This window comes from Fimbriimonas sp. LA-C6 (assembly GCF_055398105.1).
Genome location: NZ_AP038796.1, coordinates 3,722,269 through 3,741,139, shown reverse-complemented (window position 1 = coordinate 3,741,139; position 18,871 = coordinate 3,722,269). Strand labels below are relative to the sequence as shown.

Genomic DNA, 18,871 nt, shown 5'->3' with positions numbered 1-18,871 from the left:
TCAGTTGAGGTCTAACGTTTCAGCAATCCGAATGCCTGGATGCACCAGAGCAATCTCACTGCTAGGGTCACTGGAAGCCTGAGCTCCACTACGAAGAGTCCGAACATAGTCCGAACTAAAACCGCTCGCATCACGATCCCACGCGAAAACATGCGCAGGCAGATCGCTCACAAAATCAAGGTAGGCATCATCCCCACCCACCACAAACAGCACGTTCAGCACGGAATCCTTATACAAATCGAGAATCTCTCGATCCCGCTCTAGATAATATCCGCCGTACTGCATAGGCGTGCAAAGCGAAGACTGAGCACCGTGCAACAGATAAAAGATCCCGTCAGCACCTTTCGCCAACGCCTCTTCAATCTCACTCTTCACATCAGCCACAGCCTGATCCAAAAGAACCGCACCCGCAGCAGGATCCGCCTTGAGAATCTCGTTCAGCTTCCCCTTCGCTTTCGCATAAGGGTTCACCACTTCCAAAAGCACAGGCCGCTCGCCGCCAACATTCGCCTCAAGCTCGCTCACGTCAGAAAGCACAAGCACATCCGACGCAGCGCTGTCACCCTTTGGCCAAGACACCACAGGACGCTGATCAACATCTCCGCCGCGGGCAGCCGCGATCAGTCGCTCTCGACTGGTCAACGAGCCTCCGCAACAACATCAGACTTCTCACGCTTAGGCGTCGCCGGAACAATATTCGCCGGAGCAATCACCGAAACAACCCGAATCTCATCACCCACAGGCTCATTCGTCCGAGTCGTCAAAACCAGCGCACCACGGTCAGGCTGTCTGCCCTCCATGTCAATCTCCTGCGCATTGTTAGACCAGTCAGGTCGCTTCTCAGCCTGATTCACAGACATCAAGCGAGCAGCCTGAATACTAGCCTCCATCGGCTTAAGGAACGTGTTAGGAGCCAAACCACCCCAAAGCACGAACACCAGCAAAACGCCAACCAGCCCAGCCTCGCTCAAGGTCAAATCCTTCAGATTCTGGTTCTCAGCCTGCTCAACCTTGCCGTAGAATATCTGCTGGAACAGATACAACAAGTACCCAGCACCCACCACAACACCCAGCCCAGCAACAGCCGCATACCCAACGCTCAGACCATTAGCCTGCGAGTACCCAGCCTCAAAAGTGCCCTTCAGAGCCAAGAACTCACCCACAAACCCGTTGGTTCCAGGAAGTCCAATGCTCGACAACATCGCCAGCAAGAACAAGGTCGCAAAGATCGGCATCTGCCGCTTAAGACCGCCAAATTTGGAAAGCTCCGTGCTCTGTCGCCGAGTCAACAAAAATCCAATCAAGATCATCATCGCGCTCGCGCTGATACCGTGATTGATCTGCTGAATCGAAGCCCCCATCAGTCCCGAGTGGTTCAGCGAGAAAATACCAATGAGAATAAACCCTACGTGCGAAAGCGAAGAATAAGCCAGCAGCCTTCGAGCATCAGGCTGAACCGTCGCAACAATCGCGCCATACAAAATGCTCGTCACACCCAGAATCATCAAGATCGGCGTCTGAGAAGCCGCGATATCTGGGAACAGTGGAAGACAGAACCGAAGCAAGCCAAAAGTTCCAAGCTTCACCATCACGCTCGACAACACTGGAGCAACCACCGGCGCCTCAGCGTAAGTGTCAGGCATCCAAGTGTGAAGCGGGAAAGAAGGTGCCTTCACCAGCAGAGCAATCGCAAAGCTCCAGAAAATGAGCGCCTGCACAGCCACCGGTGTCCCAGCCCAAAGCGAGCCCGTAGCCACCTCGTGCTGAATCTTGATCAGATCAAAACTACTTCCACCCGCAACCTTGCTTCCCAGTGCAATGATGCCAATCAGCATAAACACAGAGCCAGCGAAGGTGTAGATAAAGAACTTAGTGCCTGCGTAGTTCCGCTTCTCGCCACCCCAAATGGTGACCAGGAAGTACATCGGCAAAAGCGTCAGTTCAAAGAACGTGAAGAACAGGATCAAATCTAGCGACAAGAACGAGCCAATCATGGCAGTCTCAAGCACCAGGATCATCGCCATAAACGTCTTGGTCCGATGCGTAACGTTCGCGCCGTAAAACACCGCAATCACGGTCATCAAGGCGGTCAACATCACCAACCAAAGCGATATGCCATCCACGCCCAGCTTAAAAGAGATCCCAAGCTGAGGAACCCACTGATAAGCTTCAACCATCTGGAAGTGGAAAGTGTTGCTCTTGAACTTAGCAAGAACGCCAACTCCAGCCACAGCCAAAGTCGCCAAAGCAAACCCAATACCAACCATGCGGGCCAACTTCGGATCATCCTTCGGCAACAGGCTTAAAAGCAGCGCGCCAACCAGAGGCAGCAGAGTAAGGATCGAAAGAACACCCATGATTAGCGACCTCCTACGATGTGATCAGCCGCAGCCGATAGGTACGTGAAATATCCAATGATGAGCGCCACTCCAACCAGCATCAGCAAGGCATAAGTCCGAACAAATCCTGTCTGCACAAGCTTCGCCCCCTTGCCCACCGCGCCGGCCAACCCAGCCAGCCCATTGACGACACCGTCGACAATCGAAACGTCAAAGAACTTCCAAAGAATGTTCGCAGCCTGATCGCCACCTTCCACAGCCATGGAAGTCATCGCCCGATCATAACCAAACTGGTCCCGAGCCCACAAGCGAATCGAACTCCACTTGGTCTCATCAAACCCTTCCCGCTTCGGCAACCCTCGAAGGTAAACCAGCAGCCCAAGCACAATGCCCGAACCAGCCGCGATCAGCGAGTACTGAGTGAGGTGAATCCCCTGAGGCTCCAACTTAATCGGAACACCTACCAACGTCAACTCAGTCGGCTGAAGCCAAAGCTTGAACATCTCGTTCTTGTGAAGAATATAACCAGCCCCAGCCGAAAGCACCGCCAACACAACCAGTGGGAACCACATGCTGGGCTTCACTTCGTGAGGCGTATGGCTCTGGTCCAACTCGTGGCGGCCGTGGTCATGCTCGCCATCCTCATGAATCTCAGCCGGGATCGCACGCCACCGCTCATCCTTCCCGAGGAAAGTGAGACAAGTAAGCCGCGTCATATACATCGCAGTCAGAGCAGCCACAATCAGCCCGATCCAACCCGCAATGTAAGAAAGGTTGGTCGTCCCAATCACACCCTGCTCATTCGCCAAGGCCGAACCCAAAATCGCTTCCTTAGAATAGAAGCCGGAAAATCCTGGAACACCCGCAATCGCCAAAGTTCCAATCAGCATCGTGCAAAAAGTGATCGGCAGATACTTGTACAACTTTCCGTAGTTCCGCATATCCTGGTTGTGAGCCATCGCGTGGATCACCGCACCAGCACCTAAGAACAATAGAGCCTTGAAGAATGCGTGCGTCGTAACGTGGAACATGCCCGTCCAATAGGCACCCGATCCACATCCGATAAACATAAAGCCCAACTGAGAAACAGTCGAGTAAGCCAAAACCTTCTTGATGTCCGTCTGACCAAAAGCGATCACCGCAGCAAACACCGCAGTAAATGCACCCACCACACAGATCACCGCAGAAGCAACCGTCGAAAGCTGATAAACCACGTTCATCCGATTCAAAAGAACCACGCCCGAGGTAACCATCGTAGCCGCGTGAATCAACGCAGACACAGGTGTCGGACCAGCCATCGCATCAGGCAACCAAAGGTACAGCGGGAACTGAGCAGACTTACCGCAAGCACCCACAAACAGCAGCAACCCAATCGTGGTAGCCATCAAAGGCTGCGCATTCAACGTCTTCGCCAAAACCGGCAACAGCACGTCATAGCTCAACATCCGGCCGTCAGCTACAGGCGTCTTGGCCGTAGCAGCCATGATCACAATCAGGAACAGACCCAACAGCAAAGCCCAGTCGCCAATCCGGTTGACAATGAACGCCTTGTTAGCAGCCCGAGCGTTCGCCACATCCTCGTACCAGAAACCAATCAGCAGGTACGAGCAAAGACCAACACCTTCCCAACCGATGAACAGCAACAGCAAGTTGTTGCCAAGCACCAAGATCAGCATCGAAGCCACAAACAGGTTAAGGTAAGTAAAGAACCTGCTGTAGTCCCGCTCCTCTGCCATGTAACCCGTCGAATATAGGAAGATCAAAGCGCCAATACCAGTGATGATCAACACCATGGTCATGGACAACGGATCCACAATGAACTCAAACGGCACTTTGAAGCCGATCAAGTCGATCCAAGAAGGACCATGAACAACGATCGAGCGCGAGGCTGCGTCAAGCTTGGTCAGGTTCTGCGTGAGCATGAGCCCAAGCCCAAAGCTCAACGTAATGGGCAAAACGGCGAGCGCACCCACCACTTTGCGACCAAACAGGCCCTCAATGCGCTTGCCAAACAAAGCCAACACCAAAAAGGCGGCTAAGGGCAAACCCAGTACAAGCCATATCGACTGAAATGCGGAACTATCCATGTCGGTTTATCAAATCTGCTTTACAGCCGGTGTCTCTTATCCTCGTAGCAAGTTCAATTCGTCGATGTCGATGTTTTGTCGGAGTCGGAAAATCGACATGATGATTCCAAGCCCAACCGCAACCTCTGCAGCAGCAATCGCCATCACAAAGATCACCATCATCTGTCCAGCCATAGCGCTCGACTGCGCCGCCGGAGACGTGGACTGACCATGAGTCAACTGATATCGTGCAAAAGTCAAAAACGTGAGGTTCACAGAGTTGAGCATCAACTCAATGCACATAAAAATCACAATCGGATTGCGGCGAATCACAACGCCAACCACTCCAACCGTGAACATAAGCAAACCTAGCGCGAGATAGGCTGCGATGGGTACGCCGTTCATATCTTCCTCTTTGCAAGCAGGATCGAACCTACCAAGCCGATAAGCAACAGCATGCTGATTGCTTCAAAAGGCACCACATACTCGGTGAACAACGTCCGACCGATCGCCTGAGGCGCTCCGTAACCGTCCAAAGCACTCACCTGAGTCTTCGTCATCAACTGAGCCAAAACCTGCGACCCAACCATGCCAGCCAAAGCCAGACCCAGCACAATCGCAACCGGCCTACGAGGATCCATCTTCTCGTTCAGCAACTGAGGAGCGCCCAAGTTGAGAAGCATGATCACGAACAAGAACAACACCATGATCGCGCCGGTATAAACCACGATCTGCGTAATTCCCATCATCTCAGCGTTTAACGTAAAGTAAATCGCGCCTAGAACAAAGAAGTTCACCACCAAGCACAGCGCACTACGCACTGCGTTATTGAAGGCAACCACCCCAATCGCAGCCAGCGAAGCAATGCCCGCCAGCATGATGAAGAGACCCAAATTGGTCATTTCCTGAGTCATTAGGCAGCCCCCGCCGAGTCCGCGACTTCAACCACCGGCAACACCGGATCCACCATGCGAATCCCTCTCGCCTCAAGACGAACGGGCTCGCCAGGCCGAACTCCCCGGATGATCTTGTACAGCACCGCAAGAATCCCAATCGCAATCGCAATCGAAACCCATCCAAGCACCGCACCCGTCGAAGCACTGGTCCGCTCACTAATCAGCCGAGTGCTCAAAATCCAAAGCCCCACCACAATAAAGTTCGTGGTAGCAAGCGGCAACAGCGACTTCCAACCCAACGACATCAACTGGTCATATCGAAGCCTTGGCAAGGTCGCACGAGTCCAGATGTAAATCGTAACAGCGATGAAGCCCTTCAACATGAACACTGCAGGCGCGCCGTAATACTGCACATCGCCGATCCACTTGAAGAACGTCCCCCACTCGCCCATAACCGACCAGTTAACAGGCAGAAGGTTATAGCCGCCAAAGAACACCGTCATCCAAACACCGCCAAAGATGAACATCGAGATGTACTCGCCCATCATGAACAGCACCCACTTCTTAGTGGAGTACTCGGTGTTGTATCCAGCAACCAACTCGCTTTCGCACTCAGGAAGGTCAAAAGGAGCGCGGTTGGTCTCGGCAACCATACAAATCAAGAACACAATCGCCGCAACGAAGCCGAATGGTGTAAAGATGTACCAGTTCTGCAACGCTGGGACAACGCCCCACAGCGGCTGCTCCTGCGCTTTCAAAATCTCGCTCAACTTCAACGAGCCGCTAGCAAACACCACGCTCGCAAGCGCCATGCCCATCGAAAGCTCGTAACTAATCAACTGAGCCGAAGATCGCAAACCACCCAAAAGCGAATATTTGTTATTCGACCCGTAGCCCGCCAACACCACGCCGTAAACACCCAGCGAAGACATCGCCAGCATATACAGAACGCCAATATTCACATCGGCAACAGGAGTAAGCGTCGGCCAAGGAGCGTAAGGAAGAGTGGCTCCCAAAGCGAAAGGAGGAAACAGAGCAACACCCGGAGCTATCGTATAAATAAATTTATCGACAGCAGAAGGAGTGATGTCCTCTTTGAAGAACGACTTGGCACCGTCGGCAAGAGGCTGAATAAGGCCATACAGCTTAAACTTCTTACCTTTAAGAAAACCAGGAACGGCCTTACTCGTTCGAGAAAACGAGATATTGCCTACGCGGTTTGGGCCAATGCGGTCCTGCATCCAACTAAGCAGTCGTCTCTCCCACCAAATAAAGATGGGGATCGGTGCAAAGATGATGAGAACCCACAGTATCGCCCGGATAACTGCTTGTACAACAGCGGGTAAGTGAAGGTACCAGTCGGCAATCATTTTGCTTTGAAAAGGCTACCTGAAAACCAGGCCCTTAGCCCTTCTCAAAAGCGGTTCTTGCCTTAAGAAGCGTGCTGTTTTTAATCAGCACGCCGAACAGTAAAGGAAATCACATCGATTTCCGCCTTACCGTCTTCTTGCGAGGAATACTTCACCTCGGCTTCCGCGCTTCCCTTAAACTTCATGCGCAGCCGCAACGTGGCTTCTTTCCCGCGCTTGAACTCTAACAAAAGCTCCTTGCCCACTACGCTGACAACCCCTTCATAGGTCTTGCCATCAATCGTAAGAGTCGCCTTCTGCTTTTTAGTAGAAGCATCGTACTCCGCAGTAGCTGTAATCTCTTTAGGTCCAACCTTCCCAGAGTTCTTCAGCACCAACTCAGCACCTTTAGCCGAGTCCTTCACCGAAATCTCGCTGCCCCCAGGACCGCCCGACTTGAAGTTCCCCTCAAATCGCTGCAACTGAAGCTTGAAAACATCCGCGCGTGTGTCGTTAACCTGCGCCGCCGCCACACACACCAAAGCCAGCAATGCTGCTCCCGCAACGCCGACCTTCCATAAAACCTTGCTGTTCATTTCAAACTCCCAACTACTATACGTATCGGCAGCCACAACAATACGCCTCACTCCCCACAGCAGGGACGTTCAGCCTATCAAAACAAAAGCGGCCACTGGATCACTCCAGTGGCCGCCATGTTTAACTTAACGAAGCCTTAGCGTCGTGGTCGGAATCGAGCGTTAACGTTGTCGTCCTCGCCGCGCTCTCTCTTAGGGAAAGAGTCTGGAACTTCTGGAGCACTCGTTACCTCAGCTACAGCCTTGGTAGAAGTGTCTTCCGAAGCCGATCGGCTTGGTCGTGGTCCACGGTCGTCTCGGTTACCCCGAAAATCGCGATCTCCGCCTCGTCCGCCTCGGTCATCTCGACCTCCGCGATCTCCGCCTCGACCACCGCGGTCTCCGCCGCGTCCGCCTCGGTCACCGCCACGTCCACCGCCGCCATTGCTAGCAGGAGGAGTAGCCGTCTCGTTACCCTCAAGACCCTTCAAAGTCTGCTTGATACCGAGAGCAGTCAAGTTGACACGGCCCATAGAGTCGACTTCAAACACCTTCACGTTAAGCTCATCGCCTACGCTCACAGCATCATCAGGTCGTCGAATCTCTTGAGTCGTCAAGTGCTCAGTCGGAACCAGACCCTCACGTCCAGGGATGTACTCCACCATCGCGCCACGGCCGATAACTCGGGTGACCTTTCCGGTGAACTCGCTACCAACGCTAACTTCTTCAGTTAGAGCCTTGATTCGAGCAATCGCATCCTTAACGATCTTGCCCGTAGAACCGCCAACCAACACTCGACCATCCTGCTGGATGTCAATGCTAGCGCCAGTCTCAGCAGTCATCTTCTTGATAACCGCTCCTCCAGGTCCGATAACCGCACCGATCTTCTCTGGGTTGATCTGGATAGTAGTTACGGATGGAGCCGTGTCGCCAACAGTCGAACGAGGAGCAGAAATCTCAGCCTCGATCACGTCGAGGATCTTAAATCGAGCATCCTTCGCCTGAGACAACGCTCGTGCAAGAACTTCGTCAGGAATACCGTCCAACTTGGTGTCAAGTTGAAGAGCCGTGATACCGTCTCGGGTACCCGCAACCTTAAAGTCCATGTCGCCGCAGAAGTCTTCCATGCCCATGATGTCGGTCAGGACCTTGAAGACCTTACCGTCGGACATAAGACCCATCGCAATTCCTGCAACAGGAGCCTTGATCTGGATGCCAGCATCCATCAGAGCAAGAGTAGAACCGCAAACCGACGCCATCGACGTCGAACCGTTGGACTCAAGCACTTCAGATACGAGCAAAAGCGTATAAGGGAACTCAGGATCGTCGAGAGGAATCACCGAACGCAACGCTCGCTCAGCAAGCGCGCCGTGACCGACTTCTCGTCGACCAGGACCGCGTGAAGGGCGAACCTCACCAACCGAATAGGCTGGGAAGTTGTAGAAGTGCATATAGCGCTTCGGCTCTTCATCCTCAAGTCCATCCAATGTCTGCGCATCGTTCGGCAAACCAAGCGTCGCAATCGTCATGACCTGAGTCTGACCACGTGTGAACAACCCGGAACCGTGAACGCGAGGAAGAATTCCTGCAATCGCCTCAAGAGGTCGGATCTCATCAAGCTTTCGACCGTCAGGACGAGTGTCCTTCTTGATGATAAGCTCGCGGACAACGCCCTTAACCACTGAGTCAGCAGCTTCGTGCAACTGGCCAAGAAGTTCTGGCTGGTCAGCATAAGCAGGCTTCATCTCAGTCACGATGCCCTTAATCAGGTCATCGAGAGCGCTCTCGCGCATGGCCTTGTCTTTGGATCCAAGAAGAGTCTTCTGGATCTCTTTACCAAACTGCTTGTCGATAGCCTTCTTAAGACCTTCGTCAACGGAGTGGAGAACCACTTCGCGCTTAGGCTTAGCAACCATCTTGCTGAACTTCTCAATCTCAGCACAGATCACCTTAATGGAATCATGTGCGAACTTGAGAGCTTCAATCATGTCCTCTTCAGTAACTTCGCTTGCGCCCGACTCAACCATCGAAATCGCACCGGCATGACCCGCGACAACTAAGTCGAGATCACTGGATTTGATTTCAGGAATCGAAGGGAAAAGAACGAATTCGCCATCTACACGGCAAACACGAACGCCCGCAACGGGGTACTTGAAGGGAATGTCGCTAACGCTAAGAGCAGCACCTGCAGCACAGATAGCAAGAACGTCTGGAGGACAATCCTGATCTACAGCAAATGGCATCGCAATGACTTGAACGTCATTTCGAAGACCCTTAGGGAAAAGCGGACGTAAAGGCCGGTCCATCAAGCGACTCGTAAGAACAGCCTTCTCAGAAGGTCGTCCACCGCGCTTAATAAAGCCGCCCGGAATCTTACCGACGGAATACTTGCGCTCTTCGTAGTCACAGACGAGCGGGAGAAAATCGATACCCTCTCGGGCTTTTTCGGACATGGTAGCGACGCCAAGGATGACGGTTTCGCCCATGCCCAACAAGACGGCTCCGCCTGCCTGCTTAGCAACGCGGCCCGTTTCGAGGGAGAGGGTTTTGCCCCCTACCTCGAATTCGTGGGAATGAATCATTCAGATGCCTCCGACTATCGGGGCTTCACTTCGCGGATACCGAGCTTCTTGATAAGCTCACGGTAGGTAACGACATCCTTGTTGCGCAAGTAGGCCTCAAGTCGTCGCCTCTTACCCACGAGGAGAAGAAGCCCACGACGCGAGTGGAAGTCTTTCTTGTGAGTTCGTAGGTGGTCCGTAATCTGTAGGATTCGGCCCTGCAAGATCGCGATCTGGACTTCGGTAGAACCAGTATCTCCCTCTCGGGTTGCGTATTCAGCGATCGTGCTCTGCTTGATTTCAGGATTTAGCGGCATGCTTGAAGTGTTTTTAGCCTCGACGGTCAAATTTTTTGGATTTAGAGGTACAGGCTATGTCAGCCGCTCAATGTAGCGTCCAAGTTTTCGGAGGGCGCTCCAGTCAACGGCAAACTCGGCCTTGTAGACCTCAGGCAATGTTATACCACAAACCCAATGCGTGAAATGCGACATCTACGTAAACCACTTCTGCGGGGTACCTTCAAAACTCATGAATGTTGCGGTGTTGGGCTGCGGTAGCTGGGGGACGGCCTTAACGATCTTGCTTGCAAGAAATGGACACAACGTCACCCTACTCGGAAGAAGCGAAGAAGAACTCTATATATTAGAGTCCCATCGAGAGAACCTGCGATACCTCCCAGGCTTCGTCATTCCACGCGATGTGCAGTTCAAACATATCTCCACTATCCTCCAAGACATCGACCTCACCGTCGTCTCAGTTCCGTCAGGAGCCGTCCGCCAAGTAGTCGAGGAAGTCCAAGGTGAACACCCCCTCATCGTAGTCAGCTCCAAAGGACTAGAAGTCGGCACCGCAAAACCACTCTGCCAAGTAGTAGAAGAAGTCCTCCCCAACGCAGAAGTCGGCGTCCTCAGCGGCCCCAACCTCGCCATGGAAATCGCACGAGGAATCCCAACCATCGGCATCGCAGCCTTCAAAAACCAAGAAGCAGCCGATAAAGTCCAAGTCGCCTTCAACTGCGCAACCTACAGAGTCTCAACCACAGACGACGTCGTCGGCATCGAACTAGCAGGCGCACTCAAAAACGTCCTCGCCATCGGAGCCGGAATGTCCGACGGCCTAGGCTTCGGAGACAACACCAAAGGAGCCTTCATCGCCCGCGGCCTCATGGAAATGGCAAAAATCGGCACCCGAATGGGAGCCCAACTCGACACCTTCCTAGGCCCCGCAGGAGTAGGCGATCTCTTCGCCACAGCCGCCAGCCAACTCTCCAGAAACTACCGACTCGGAAGAGCACTAGGCAAAGGATCCACCCTGCAAGAAGCCATCGCCAGCGTAGGCCAGGTAGCAGAAGGCGTCCCCACAAGCGAAGCAACTATGATGCTCGCCAAACAGCTAGAGATCGATATCCCCGTATTCGCAGCTGTAGAAGGAGTCATCCGAGCCAAAATCACACCCAAACAGGCGGTGGCAATGCTGATGGAGCGCGCTCCAAAAATGGATCACTTTCTGAAAAATAGCAACCCCTAAAAAACGAGTAGGAGTCCACCTTGTGTAGACCCCTCTTACCGTTCGTCGTCTCCTAGCGGGGCGCCTCGCGCAACCGCACTATCTGGAGCAACATCTTTGAGACGCTCAAAACCTCAGCGAGGTTCCAGGCAATGCTCAAAATCTTGTAGTCTTATTTTTATTGGCAACCAATTGCCAAACCCACACCATTTTCTACTAAAAATCTCACCAGCAACCGTCCAGCCCGCAACAATAGGGCAAGATTCCCAGTTTTTAGGCCACAATACCAGTGTAATGGAGCAACCAGCACCTCAAGGTTCAAGCTTGTTCGACCGCATCAAGCGAAGCGAAGACACTCGGTTTGGAGTCATCTACTCCTGGACTCTCGTCCCCGTGATCTTCACACTGGCTGGCTTTTACATGGGCACCATCTTCGGCTCCCCACACGTAAAAGACCTACAGCTACAGGACATCCACAACGGATTCCTTGGCGCAGGCATCGGTTTCGCAGCAGCACTCGTCTGGGCAATCGCCTTCACAGCCCTCTACCCAGCGGCTAAAGAACGCGAAGAAGCTCTCGAAGACGCAAAGCACCACTAGTCCTTGCGCTCAAGCTGCTCCTGGGAATAATCCCTTCCCTTCCAACTCACTTTGCCCGTTCGATGCCAAAACATCGAACGGATCAAGGTAGCAGCTCCAATGCTCAGCACAACCGGCAACAGAACAGCCCCCCATCCGCGTGCCCGAACAACCAACGAGCACCCAATCCCACTCAACACCAAAATCAAATAGGCCCATCCAACAAAAGGCCCCGCAAGCAACCAGCCCCAGCCCATAAACAACATCAAAAGGGCCAACCCTAAAGTTCCAATCACAGAACCCGTGATCTCATACGAGTTCTTCGACATCCCATCGAAACTCTCACGCCAGGTGCGATACATCCGAACCTCCAAAACACTCGAAAGGTTCGCCACCTCAACAGGGATCCCCCGCTTAGCCAAAAGCCGCCCCATCTTCACATCCTCAAGAATGCTGTTCCGAACCGCCTCATTCGGCTGAAGATCCAAATACGTATGCCGATTCCAACAGTGAATCTGCCCATTCGTAAACCGGTTGTGCCCCATCTTCGTCCGAGAAACAATCCCATAAGGGTTCGTACTCAACAACACCCAACCCACCCAGCCTAAAAACAAAGGCTCAATCCCTTCACCCGGAATCACGTGAGGAAACCCAGTAATCACCTTGCTCCGCCGCCCAACCTCGTCAATCAAACTCCGCATAAACGGAATAAAATCCGCCTTCGGCCGAACATCCGCATCCAGAAACAGAAACCACTCGGCATCCGTATCCTCCAAAGCAATGTTCGCCAGCTGATAACAAGCATGGTTCTTCCCCGTCCACCCCTGAGGCAACTCACCTGAAGACCGAATCACCCGAGCCCCAGCCCTCGAAGCCACCGCCCCCGTCGCATCCGACGAGTCGTCGTCATAAACATAAACCCGCAAATCCGGATTCGGCCCCAACAAAGCAGGAACCAAATCCCCAAGGTTCGCTTCCTCATTTCGAGCAGGAATCAAAACACAAACCTTCGCCCCACCCTCCCCCTTCCTAGGCCGCCGCATCAAAAACGCATTCGTCCACGAGACAAACAAGAACACGCCGTAGAACACAAGAAGGAAAGCGGACACGTTAAGAAGTCTACTTCCTGTGAACAAAGCACCAAAATAAGACGTATCTTCCTAAAGAGGGACTGTGATTGTTACTGGCTGCACTGTGTCTGGGCATACTCCAAACTGAGCAACACGCACGAATCCGCGTGGTCGCATCAGAAACAAATATCCGCGCAGGTAAACCCTTCCTCGCCGCGGTCATCTTCACCATGGACCCGCACTGGCACATCTACTGGTCCAATCCAGGCGACACCGGCATCCCAACCCTCATCAAGTGGAACGTCCCCACAGGCTGGAAGGTAGAGCAACTCCCCTTCCCCAAACCCGTCGCCCTCGTCGCCGAAGGCCTCACCAGTTTCGTCTACGAAAAAGAAGCCGTCCTCCTAGCCCGAATCACCCCCAGCAAGTCGGTCATGCGTCCAGCCATCACCGCCACAGCCAAATGGCTCGTCTGCCAAGAAGCCTGCATCCCCGGCTCAGACACCCAAAAATTGACCATCGACCCCAAACTCGCTGCAAAACTCCAACAAGCCGAACAATCTCAACCAGCAAAGGCAAGTGACTGGAAATTCAGCGCCAGCAAAACGGCAAACGGCTTCAAACTAGAAGCGATCACCCCCACCCCAATCGCCCAATTGAAGTTCTTCCCGTTAGACCAGGCAGTCCTCGACAACAGCGCCCCGCAATCCCCAACACCCAACCCAACCGGCTTCACCCTCGAACTCAAACAGTCCGAGTACATGAACAAACCACCCACCCGACTCCGAGGCATCCTCACCGTCGGTTCCAAAACAATTTCAGTAGACGTCCCCATCAATAACTAGGAGAAAAACCATGCTCACATTGATCAAACCAACTCTATTCGCAGCGCTCGCAGTGGCCACCATCGCCGCCCAGGGCCCCGTCGCCAAAGTGGGCGAGGCAGCCCCAACAACCGTCGCCAAAGGCGCAGATGGCAAAACCTATAACCTCGAAAATTTCAAAGGCAAATACGTGGTTCTAGAGTGGACAAACAAAGACTGCCCCTTCGTGAAAAAGCACTACGGTAGCGGCAACATGCAAGCCACCCAGGCCAAAGCAAAACAGATGGGCGCCGTCTGGCTCAGCGTCTGCTCCTCCGCACCAGGCAAACAAGGCTACATCTCTGCCGAAGAGCAGCTAGCCAATATGAAAGCCGTCAAATCCAGCGCCGTCACAGTCCTCATGGACTCCGAAGGCAAGCTAGGCAAACTTTACGGTGCCAAAACCACCCCCCAAATCGTCATCATCAACCCCGAAGGAAAACTCATCTACAACGGCGCCATCGATGACAAAGCAAGCCCAGACCCAGAAGACGTAAAAACCGCCAAAAACTACGCCCTGACAACCCTCCAAGAGGCCATGTCCGGCAAACCCATCTCCACCCCAACCACCCGCCCCTACGGCTGTAGCGTCAAGTACTGACCTCTTTCACCCCCGCCTGTTGACGTAGCCCGTCAACAGGCGACATAATAAAAGTCCCTTCGCGGGCAGTTAGCTCAGTGGTAGAGCACTACAATGACACTGTAGGGGTCACAGGTTCAATCCCTGTACTGCCCACCATTCAAAATAACTTCACACGCTCGTGTAACCCTACGCTTTCCGCTCCTGGTCTTCATTGGTCCTTCCCTGGATCTTAACAACCAAAACTCCCTACAGTTTGCGCATCACCTGACAACGCCGTATTCATCCGGCAAACTGTTCGCCCAAGGTTCTGAACTACCAACAGTTCATAACCATCCCACAGAACACAATCTGACCAAACGGATGGTACAGATGCCGGTACTTCTGCAAGCACCACAGTGTATATTCCGTGACGGGGATTTTACATTTGATGAGGCTCACAGACCTTCGTCTTTCACTACACACCGAAAGTCAACGCGTCAGTGCGCGTCTGTACAACGAAACCAAACACCAGCTGCTGGCCCAGCAAGACTCTAAGCTGGTCGATGTAACAACCCTTCAAGATAAAGCTCTTAACGAACCCGAAAAGAACCCTGCATCCGCAAAGGCGCTACAAAACTTGGGACGCCAACTCGCCAAAATGGCAATGCCAGGGACAATCAGCCAAGCTCTCATTGCCCAATTAAGCCTCGGACACATCCGCCTTTGGATCGACGTATCCGAAAACCGACTTCTCCAAATTCCCTGGGAATACATCTGGCTCGACGAACTAGGAGCTCTTGCAAAACACCCCCTTGTCCTGCTCTTGCGTGGAACACCAAACAAAAAGCTCTTCCGGCTACATCAAGCAACAAATACAAAATTCCTCGTCGCCTTCGCCGACCCACAAACCCACCCGTTCGGTCCACTAACTTTTGCGCGGGCAGAGTTTGACAGCACCATCAACATCCTCACCAGAAGCGGATTTGAAGTTCGTCAAATCACACGGGCTCACAAAAAGGGCTTTCTAGAAGATGTTGAAACATTCCAGCCAGATGTGATCCACTTCATCGGACACGGTATCGAGACCCCCACGGGAGGAGGACTGGTCCTCGAAAGCGACAAAGAACCGGGATACTCAGTCCTTTACGGAGAAGACCTAGCAAAAACACTGAGCAAGACTCAGACACGACTAGTGGTGCTCAGTGGCTGCCTCACAAGCGGCTCAACCAGTCGAGTGAGTGCCCCACTTCGCGAACAAACATCCTGCGCCGTGGTGGCAATGCAACAGCCGATCCGGGACATCACCGCAGCGATCTTCATGCCCAACTTGTATCTAAACCTCACAGCGGGCGACCCACTCGATTTAGCAGTACACAAAGCCCGAGCATCCATCTGTGGCTGTCACCACGAGTGGGGAATCCCAGTGCTAACCACCGCCAAGTCAGAGGCTCCAACCACCCTGACAGAAGCTCCAACAACTGAAGTCGCCCAAACGAACTACGGAGCAGATCTACGAAACTTCGTAGGGCGCAAAAAGCAGCAACAAGATCTCTGGAACATGCTGCGAGATCCATCTGTGCGATTGGTGACCATCTTTGGAATGGGAGGAATGGGAAAAACCTCCCTCGCCAGACGAGTGGGCCTCGATCTCCAACTAGACTTCCAAGACGGCGTCCGACTCGTAGAATGCGACACCCTTGAAGGACCAGGAGAGATCATTTCGGCCATCGCAAGAGCAACGGCCATATACAGCTACCGAGACCTTCATGATCTGGCAACTCAACTCGAAAAAAAACGTCAGCTGCTAATTGTCGACTGCTTCGAAAAATGTGTCCAACACGCATCAATCCTACAAACAATTTTGCTCGCTGCACCGGGCATCAAAATCCTTGCGACAAGTCGAATCATCCTGGGCATAGATTCCGAATTCACCTATGAACTAGAGACCCTCGCAAAGAACAAAACCAAGGGCAGCAAATTCTCAGACAGAGTCGAACTCTTTTCAGACGCTGCTCGACAAAGCAACGCAAGCTTCGAAGTCACAACCAAAAATCGACCAATCGTCGAATCTCTCGTCGACCTCCTGCAAGGAGTACCCCTCGCACTCATCCTTGCCGCAAGTCGATTGCGCCACTTCAGCTTAGAAGACCTTCACGAACGGCTGCAAACGCGACTCCTAGACGATCTAAAACATTCATCCAAAACCAGGGACCGACACGCAAGCATACGAATCGTAATCCAGGACTCGTTCGACCTTCTAGCAGACTCAGAGAAGAAGTTGGCAATGCAGCTTTCAGTATTCTCAGGAGGCTTTACCCTCAAGGACGCAGCCGCAATCATAAGCGACAACCCCACGATCGAGGAGCAAATCGGGAGTCTCTACGATCAGAGCCTACTAGCCTCAACAATCCAAGGATCCGAAAAGCGATTTTTCAGTCTGGACACCGTACGTGAATATCTGGCCGAAGCCGCCCAAAGCACAGACCTAAACCCCGTCAAAATTCGTCACGCCATCCACTATGCAGACAAAGCAAAGCACCTAAAACACCTCTTTGATAAGGGAGAAGTAGCAGAGTCAAGCGCCAAACTCTGGCTAGAGATTGGCAATCTGCGCCTGGCTATTCGCACAGCCAAAGAGCTACAAAACCAAGAACTGATCTCCGATCTAGCCCGTTCACTCTCTCGGTCCTTTCTCGAAGCAGGCATGCAAACCGACTTCGCACTAATGATCAAAGTAGCAAACGAAACGGCATCACAAAACGACGATCTGCCCCTAAAAATCGAACTGAGAGGACTTGAAGGAACCCTCGCCAGAAGGAAGCAAGACTACTCGCAAGCCGAGATCCTATGGAAAGACCGCGCTGAGTTGTGTCTAAAACTTCAAGACACTCCCAAAGCAGCAGACACCTATTTAGACCTCGCAGATCTCTATTTGCAATGGGGAAGACTAGACCAAACAAGTGAAATGCTGAACTGCCTAGAAAGGCTAAATACTTCCCTCCTACCCATCCCCATTCTCGCCAGTGGGCTTCTCATAAAAGCCCGATTGGCCTTGCTCACAACGAACTACCCCCTCGCGATAACCAGTGCCGACCAAGCATGGGACCTCGTTTCCAACCTACCACGCCCCAATCCAGACCTACTTTTTGTCTGGATTGGACTAGGAAGAATCTATCGCACAGTGGGCCGGCACGAGGAGAGCGAGTTCTTCTTCCGCAGGATGCTAAAAGACTCCCTCGCCTGCCACTACTCACACTTCGTGGGCGTCACCCTCCTGGAACTCACCCGCCTATACGAAGCGAAATCCCTCCCTCTGGAAGCCAGTCAGTGCCTAGCACTTGTTTCAGCAGTTGCCCGCACCGAAAGCAAAGGACTACAGGACCGAGTTAGAGCCCGCTCGTTGGAGATGGAAGAGGTAGGACTCCTTATCGATCATCAGCTTGGACCAGAGAAAGACCTTACAAAGAAGTGGAAACAAAAAACCCTTGAGTATTTCGCTTCTGATATCTATTTAAGCACGAAGGAAGGAAGCAAAAGAGGAATCTAAATGTCAACACAAAGGCAAACCACAAACCCAAACCGACAAATCGACCACCTGGCCCGAATCAATCTTCAATACGAGCGGACACGAAACGAAACATCAATAATCTACCTTGCAGACGACTTCGACATACTCTATGAAATAGTAAAGGATCCGATCAAGTTCTTTGACGAAGGCAAGGAATGGGGCCACAACAATAAAATATTCTCTATACGGGAACCTGTTACCATATACATGAAGTGGGCAGGCGGGGCTCTATCCTCCTACCATAAATTCAGGAGCGCATTCTTAGCTCTTCCCAATGACTCAAAGTCAGAGAGCATTAATAAATTGGAAAAGTACAAACTTTACGATGCTGAGCAGATTGACTTTGGACTCAAAAAAGCGTTTCCTTACGGTGCAATCCTTGTCGAGTTTGCAGACTACACCGACATCATAAGTGTGCTTTACTCACCTCCCCAAGGCGCTGCTCCACAGTCCAGGTTTTCAGCGACTATCACGCCCATGACAAAGGCAATTCCTCAATTAAACCCTAACGTTCCAATAGAGATAAACGACTATGGACATCTCCATTTCGATATAGGTCAAGACCATGTACAGCGAGCTATTTTTGCTGTGGACTACATCAAAGACCGTTCAGGTTTACTGAATAGCCTCACACCAAATCAAGTCAACAATTTCAAATACTTCGAAACAACTTTCTCCTTAACTCTGCGAGGAAATACTGCACCTCTTGGACTACCGAATGGTAAACCTAGTTTCACTTTCTTTGCAACTAAAGACTGGTATCCAAGTGTCATCGTCGAGAATATTAGAGCCAATCCTGGAACCAATCCTACCGGATTGGTATGCGTTGACGTCAGCGTCGGAGTTGACAACTACCTCCATGACGTCATCATAAAAAAGTACTAAAAGCCTTACATCACAGCAAAATCGCTTCCATCTCAGGCCATAAGCAGGTGTC

Annotated in this window: 16 protein-coding genes and 1 tRNA gene; 7 read left to right on the top strand and 10 right to left on the bottom strand. The window is 52.3% G+C overall.

The annotated features are described in order from the left end of the window. The 9 genes from ACZ51B_RS17170 to rpsO form a co-directional block, all read right to left on the bottom strand. Entirely contained in the window at window positions 1-642 is a 642-nt protein-coding gene (locus tag ACZ51B_RS17170) for a uroporphyrinogen decarboxylase/cobalamine-independent methonine synthase family protein (RefSeq protein ID WP_464294567.1), read from the bottom strand. After that, window positions 639-2,357 (bottom strand): complex I subunit 4 family protein, encoded by a 1,719-nt coding sequence (locus tag ACZ51B_RS17165; protein ID WP_464294566.1) that lies wholly within the window; start codon window positions 2,355-2,357, stop codon window positions 639-641. The genes ACZ51B_RS17170 and ACZ51B_RS17165 overlap by 4 nt, the downstream gene beginning before the upstream one ends. A 2-nt stretch (window positions 2,358-2,359) precedes the next feature. Further along, window positions 2,360-4,426 carry an NADH-quinone oxidoreductase subunit L gene (nuoL, locus tag ACZ51B_RS17160; protein ID WP_464294565.1) on the bottom strand — a complete coding sequence of 689 codons (2,067 nt, stop codon included), beginning with the start codon at window positions 4,424-4,426 and terminating at the stop codon, window positions 2,360-2,362. 36 nt (window positions 4,427-4,462) lie between these two features. Further along, a complete protein-coding gene (nuoK, locus tag ACZ51B_RS17155) occupies window positions 4,463-4,810 on the bottom strand; it encodes an NADH-quinone oxidoreductase subunit NuoK (RefSeq protein WP_464294564.1) in 348 nt (115 codons plus the stop codon). Continuing rightward, window positions 4,807-5,298: an NADH-quinone oxidoreductase subunit J family protein gene (locus ACZ51B_RS17150; protein ID WP_464294563.1), complete on the bottom strand. Its 492-nt coding sequence runs from the start codon at window positions 5,296-5,298 to the stop codon at window positions 4,807-4,809. Before ACZ51B_RS17150 ends, nuoK begins: the two co-directional genes overlap by 4 nt. Before the next feature lie 20 nt (window positions 5,299-5,318). Continuing rightward, window positions 5,319-6,671, bottom strand: a complete 1,353-nt coding sequence (locus ACZ51B_RS17145) for a complex I subunit 1/NuoH family protein (RefSeq protein ID WP_464294562.1) — start codon at window positions 6,669-6,671, stop codon at window positions 5,319-5,321. 80 nt (window positions 6,672-6,751) lie between these two features. After that, window positions 6,752-7,246: a hypothetical protein gene (locus tag ACZ51B_RS17140; RefSeq protein WP_464294561.1), complete on the bottom strand. Its 495-nt coding sequence runs from the start codon at window positions 7,244-7,246 to the stop codon at window positions 6,752-6,754. 137 nt (window positions 7,247-7,383) lie between these two features. After that, window positions 7,384-9,807: a polyribonucleotide nucleotidyltransferase gene (locus tag ACZ51B_RS17135; protein ID WP_464294560.1), complete on the bottom strand. Its 2,424-nt coding sequence runs from the start codon at window positions 9,805-9,807 to the stop codon at window positions 7,384-7,386. A gap of 14 nt (window positions 9,808-9,821) precedes the next feature. After that, on the bottom strand, window positions 9,822-10,103 hold the full coding sequence (gene rpsO, locus ACZ51B_RS17130; RefSeq protein WP_464294559.1) for a 30S ribosomal protein S15: 282 nt from the start codon (window positions 10,101-10,103) through the stop codon (window positions 9,822-9,824). A gap of 211 nt (window positions 10,104-10,314) precedes the next feature. Between rpsO and ACZ51B_RS17125 the strand changes: the two genes are divergently transcribed. Both ACZ51B_RS17125 and ACZ51B_RS17120 read left to right on the top strand, forming a co-directional pair. Continuing rightward, window positions 10,315-11,313, top strand: coding sequence for an NAD(P)H-dependent glycerol-3-phosphate dehydrogenase (locus tag ACZ51B_RS17125; protein ID WP_464294558.1), 999 nt, complete (start codon window positions 10,315-10,317; stop codon window positions 11,311-11,313). A 273-nt stretch (window positions 11,314-11,586) separates the two neighbouring features. Further along, on the top strand, window positions 11,587-11,892 hold the full coding sequence (locus tag ACZ51B_RS17120) for a hypothetical protein (protein ID WP_464294557.1): 306 nt from the start codon (window positions 11,587-11,589) through the stop codon (window positions 11,890-11,892). Here ACZ51B_RS17120 and ACZ51B_RS17115 read toward each other — a convergent pair. After that, window positions 11,889-12,980: a glycosyltransferase family 2 protein gene (locus ACZ51B_RS17115; protein ID WP_464294556.1), complete on the bottom strand. Its 1,092-nt coding sequence runs from the start codon at window positions 12,978-12,980 to the stop codon at window positions 11,889-11,891. The genes ACZ51B_RS17120 and ACZ51B_RS17115 overlap by 4 nt on opposite strands. A 128-nt stretch (window positions 12,981-13,108) precedes the next feature. Between ACZ51B_RS17115 and ACZ51B_RS17110 the strand changes: the two genes are divergently transcribed. The 5 genes from ACZ51B_RS17110 to ACZ51B_RS17090 all read left to right on the top strand — a co-directional run bounded on the left by ACZ51B_RS17110 (window position 13,109) and on the right by ACZ51B_RS17090 (window position 18,819). Beyond that, the gene (locus tag ACZ51B_RS17110; protein ID WP_464294555.1) at window positions 13,109-13,786 is read left to right on the top strand and encodes a protein-disulfide reductase DsbD domain-containing protein; all 678 of its coding nucleotides are present in this window, start codon (window positions 13,109-13,111) and stop codon (window positions 13,784-13,786) included. A gap of 10 nt (window positions 13,787-13,796) precedes the next feature. After that, entirely contained in the window at window positions 13,797-14,405 is a 609-nt protein-coding gene (locus ACZ51B_RS17105) for a redoxin domain-containing protein (RefSeq protein WP_464294554.1), read from the top strand. 63 nt (window positions 14,406-14,468) lie between these two features. Beyond that, window positions 14,469-14,543: transfer RNA gene (locus ACZ51B_RS17100), tRNA-Val, on the top strand. A gap of 271 nt (window positions 14,544-14,814) precedes the next feature. Next, window positions 14,815-17,913, top strand: coding sequence for a CHAT domain-containing protein (locus ACZ51B_RS17095; protein ID WP_464294553.1), 3,099 nt, complete (start codon window positions 14,815-14,817; stop codon window positions 17,911-17,913). Continuing rightward, window positions 17,914-18,819, top strand: a complete 906-nt coding sequence (locus tag ACZ51B_RS17090; RefSeq protein WP_464294552.1) for a hypothetical protein — start codon at window positions 17,914-17,916, stop codon at window positions 18,817-18,819. Window positions 18,820-18,871 lie beyond the last annotated feature (52 nt).

What these genes read in the sequence shown, in the direction of transcription:
- nuoK (WP_464294564.1), bottom strand. Translation starts at nt 4,810, where the DNA reads ATGAACGGCGTACCCATCGCAGCCTATCTCGCGCTAGGTTTGCTTATG.
- ACZ51B_RS17090 (WP_464294552.1), top strand. Translation starts at nt 17,914, where the DNA reads ATGTCAACACAAAGGCAAACCACAAACCCAAACCGACAAATCGACCAC.
- ACZ51B_RS17135 (WP_464294560.1), bottom strand. Translation starts at nt 9,807, where the DNA reads ATGATTCATTCCCACGAATTCGAGGTAGGGGGCAAAACCCTCTCCCTC.
- ACZ51B_RS17140 (WP_464294561.1), bottom strand. Translation starts at nt 7,246, where the DNA reads ATGAACAGCAAGGTTTTATGGAAGGTCGGCGTTGCGGGAGCAGCATTG.
- ACZ51B_RS17145 (WP_464294562.1), bottom strand. Translation starts at nt 6,671, where the DNA reads ATGATTGCCGACTGGTACCTTCACTTACCCGCTGTTGTACAAGCAGTT.
- rpsO (WP_464294559.1), bottom strand. Translation starts at nt 10,103, where the DNA reads ATGCCGCTAAATCCTGAAATCAAGCAGAGCACGATCGCTGAATACGCA.
- ACZ51B_RS17105 (WP_464294554.1), top strand. Translation starts at nt 13,797, where the DNA reads ATGCTCACATTGATCAAACCAACTCTATTCGCAGCGCTCGCAGTGGCC.
- ACZ51B_RS17095 (WP_464294553.1), top strand. Translation starts at nt 14,815, where the DNA reads ATGAGGCTCACAGACCTTCGTCTTTCACTACACACCGAAAGTCAACGC.
- nuoL (WP_464294565.1), bottom strand. Translation starts at nt 4,426, where the DNA reads ATGGATAGTTCCGCATTTCAGTCGATATGGCTTGTACTGGGTTTGCCC.
- ACZ51B_RS17165 (WP_464294566.1), bottom strand. Translation starts at nt 2,357, where the DNA reads ATGGGTGTTCTTTCGATCCTTACTCTGCTGCCTCTGGTTGGCGCGCTG.
- ACZ51B_RS17125 (WP_464294558.1), top strand. Translation starts at nt 10,315, where the DNA reads ATGAATGTTGCGGTGTTGGGCTGCGGTAGCTGGGGGACGGCCTTAACG.
- ACZ51B_RS17120 (WP_464294557.1), top strand. Translation starts at nt 11,587, where the DNA reads ATGGAGCAACCAGCACCTCAAGGTTCAAGCTTGTTCGACCGCATCAAG.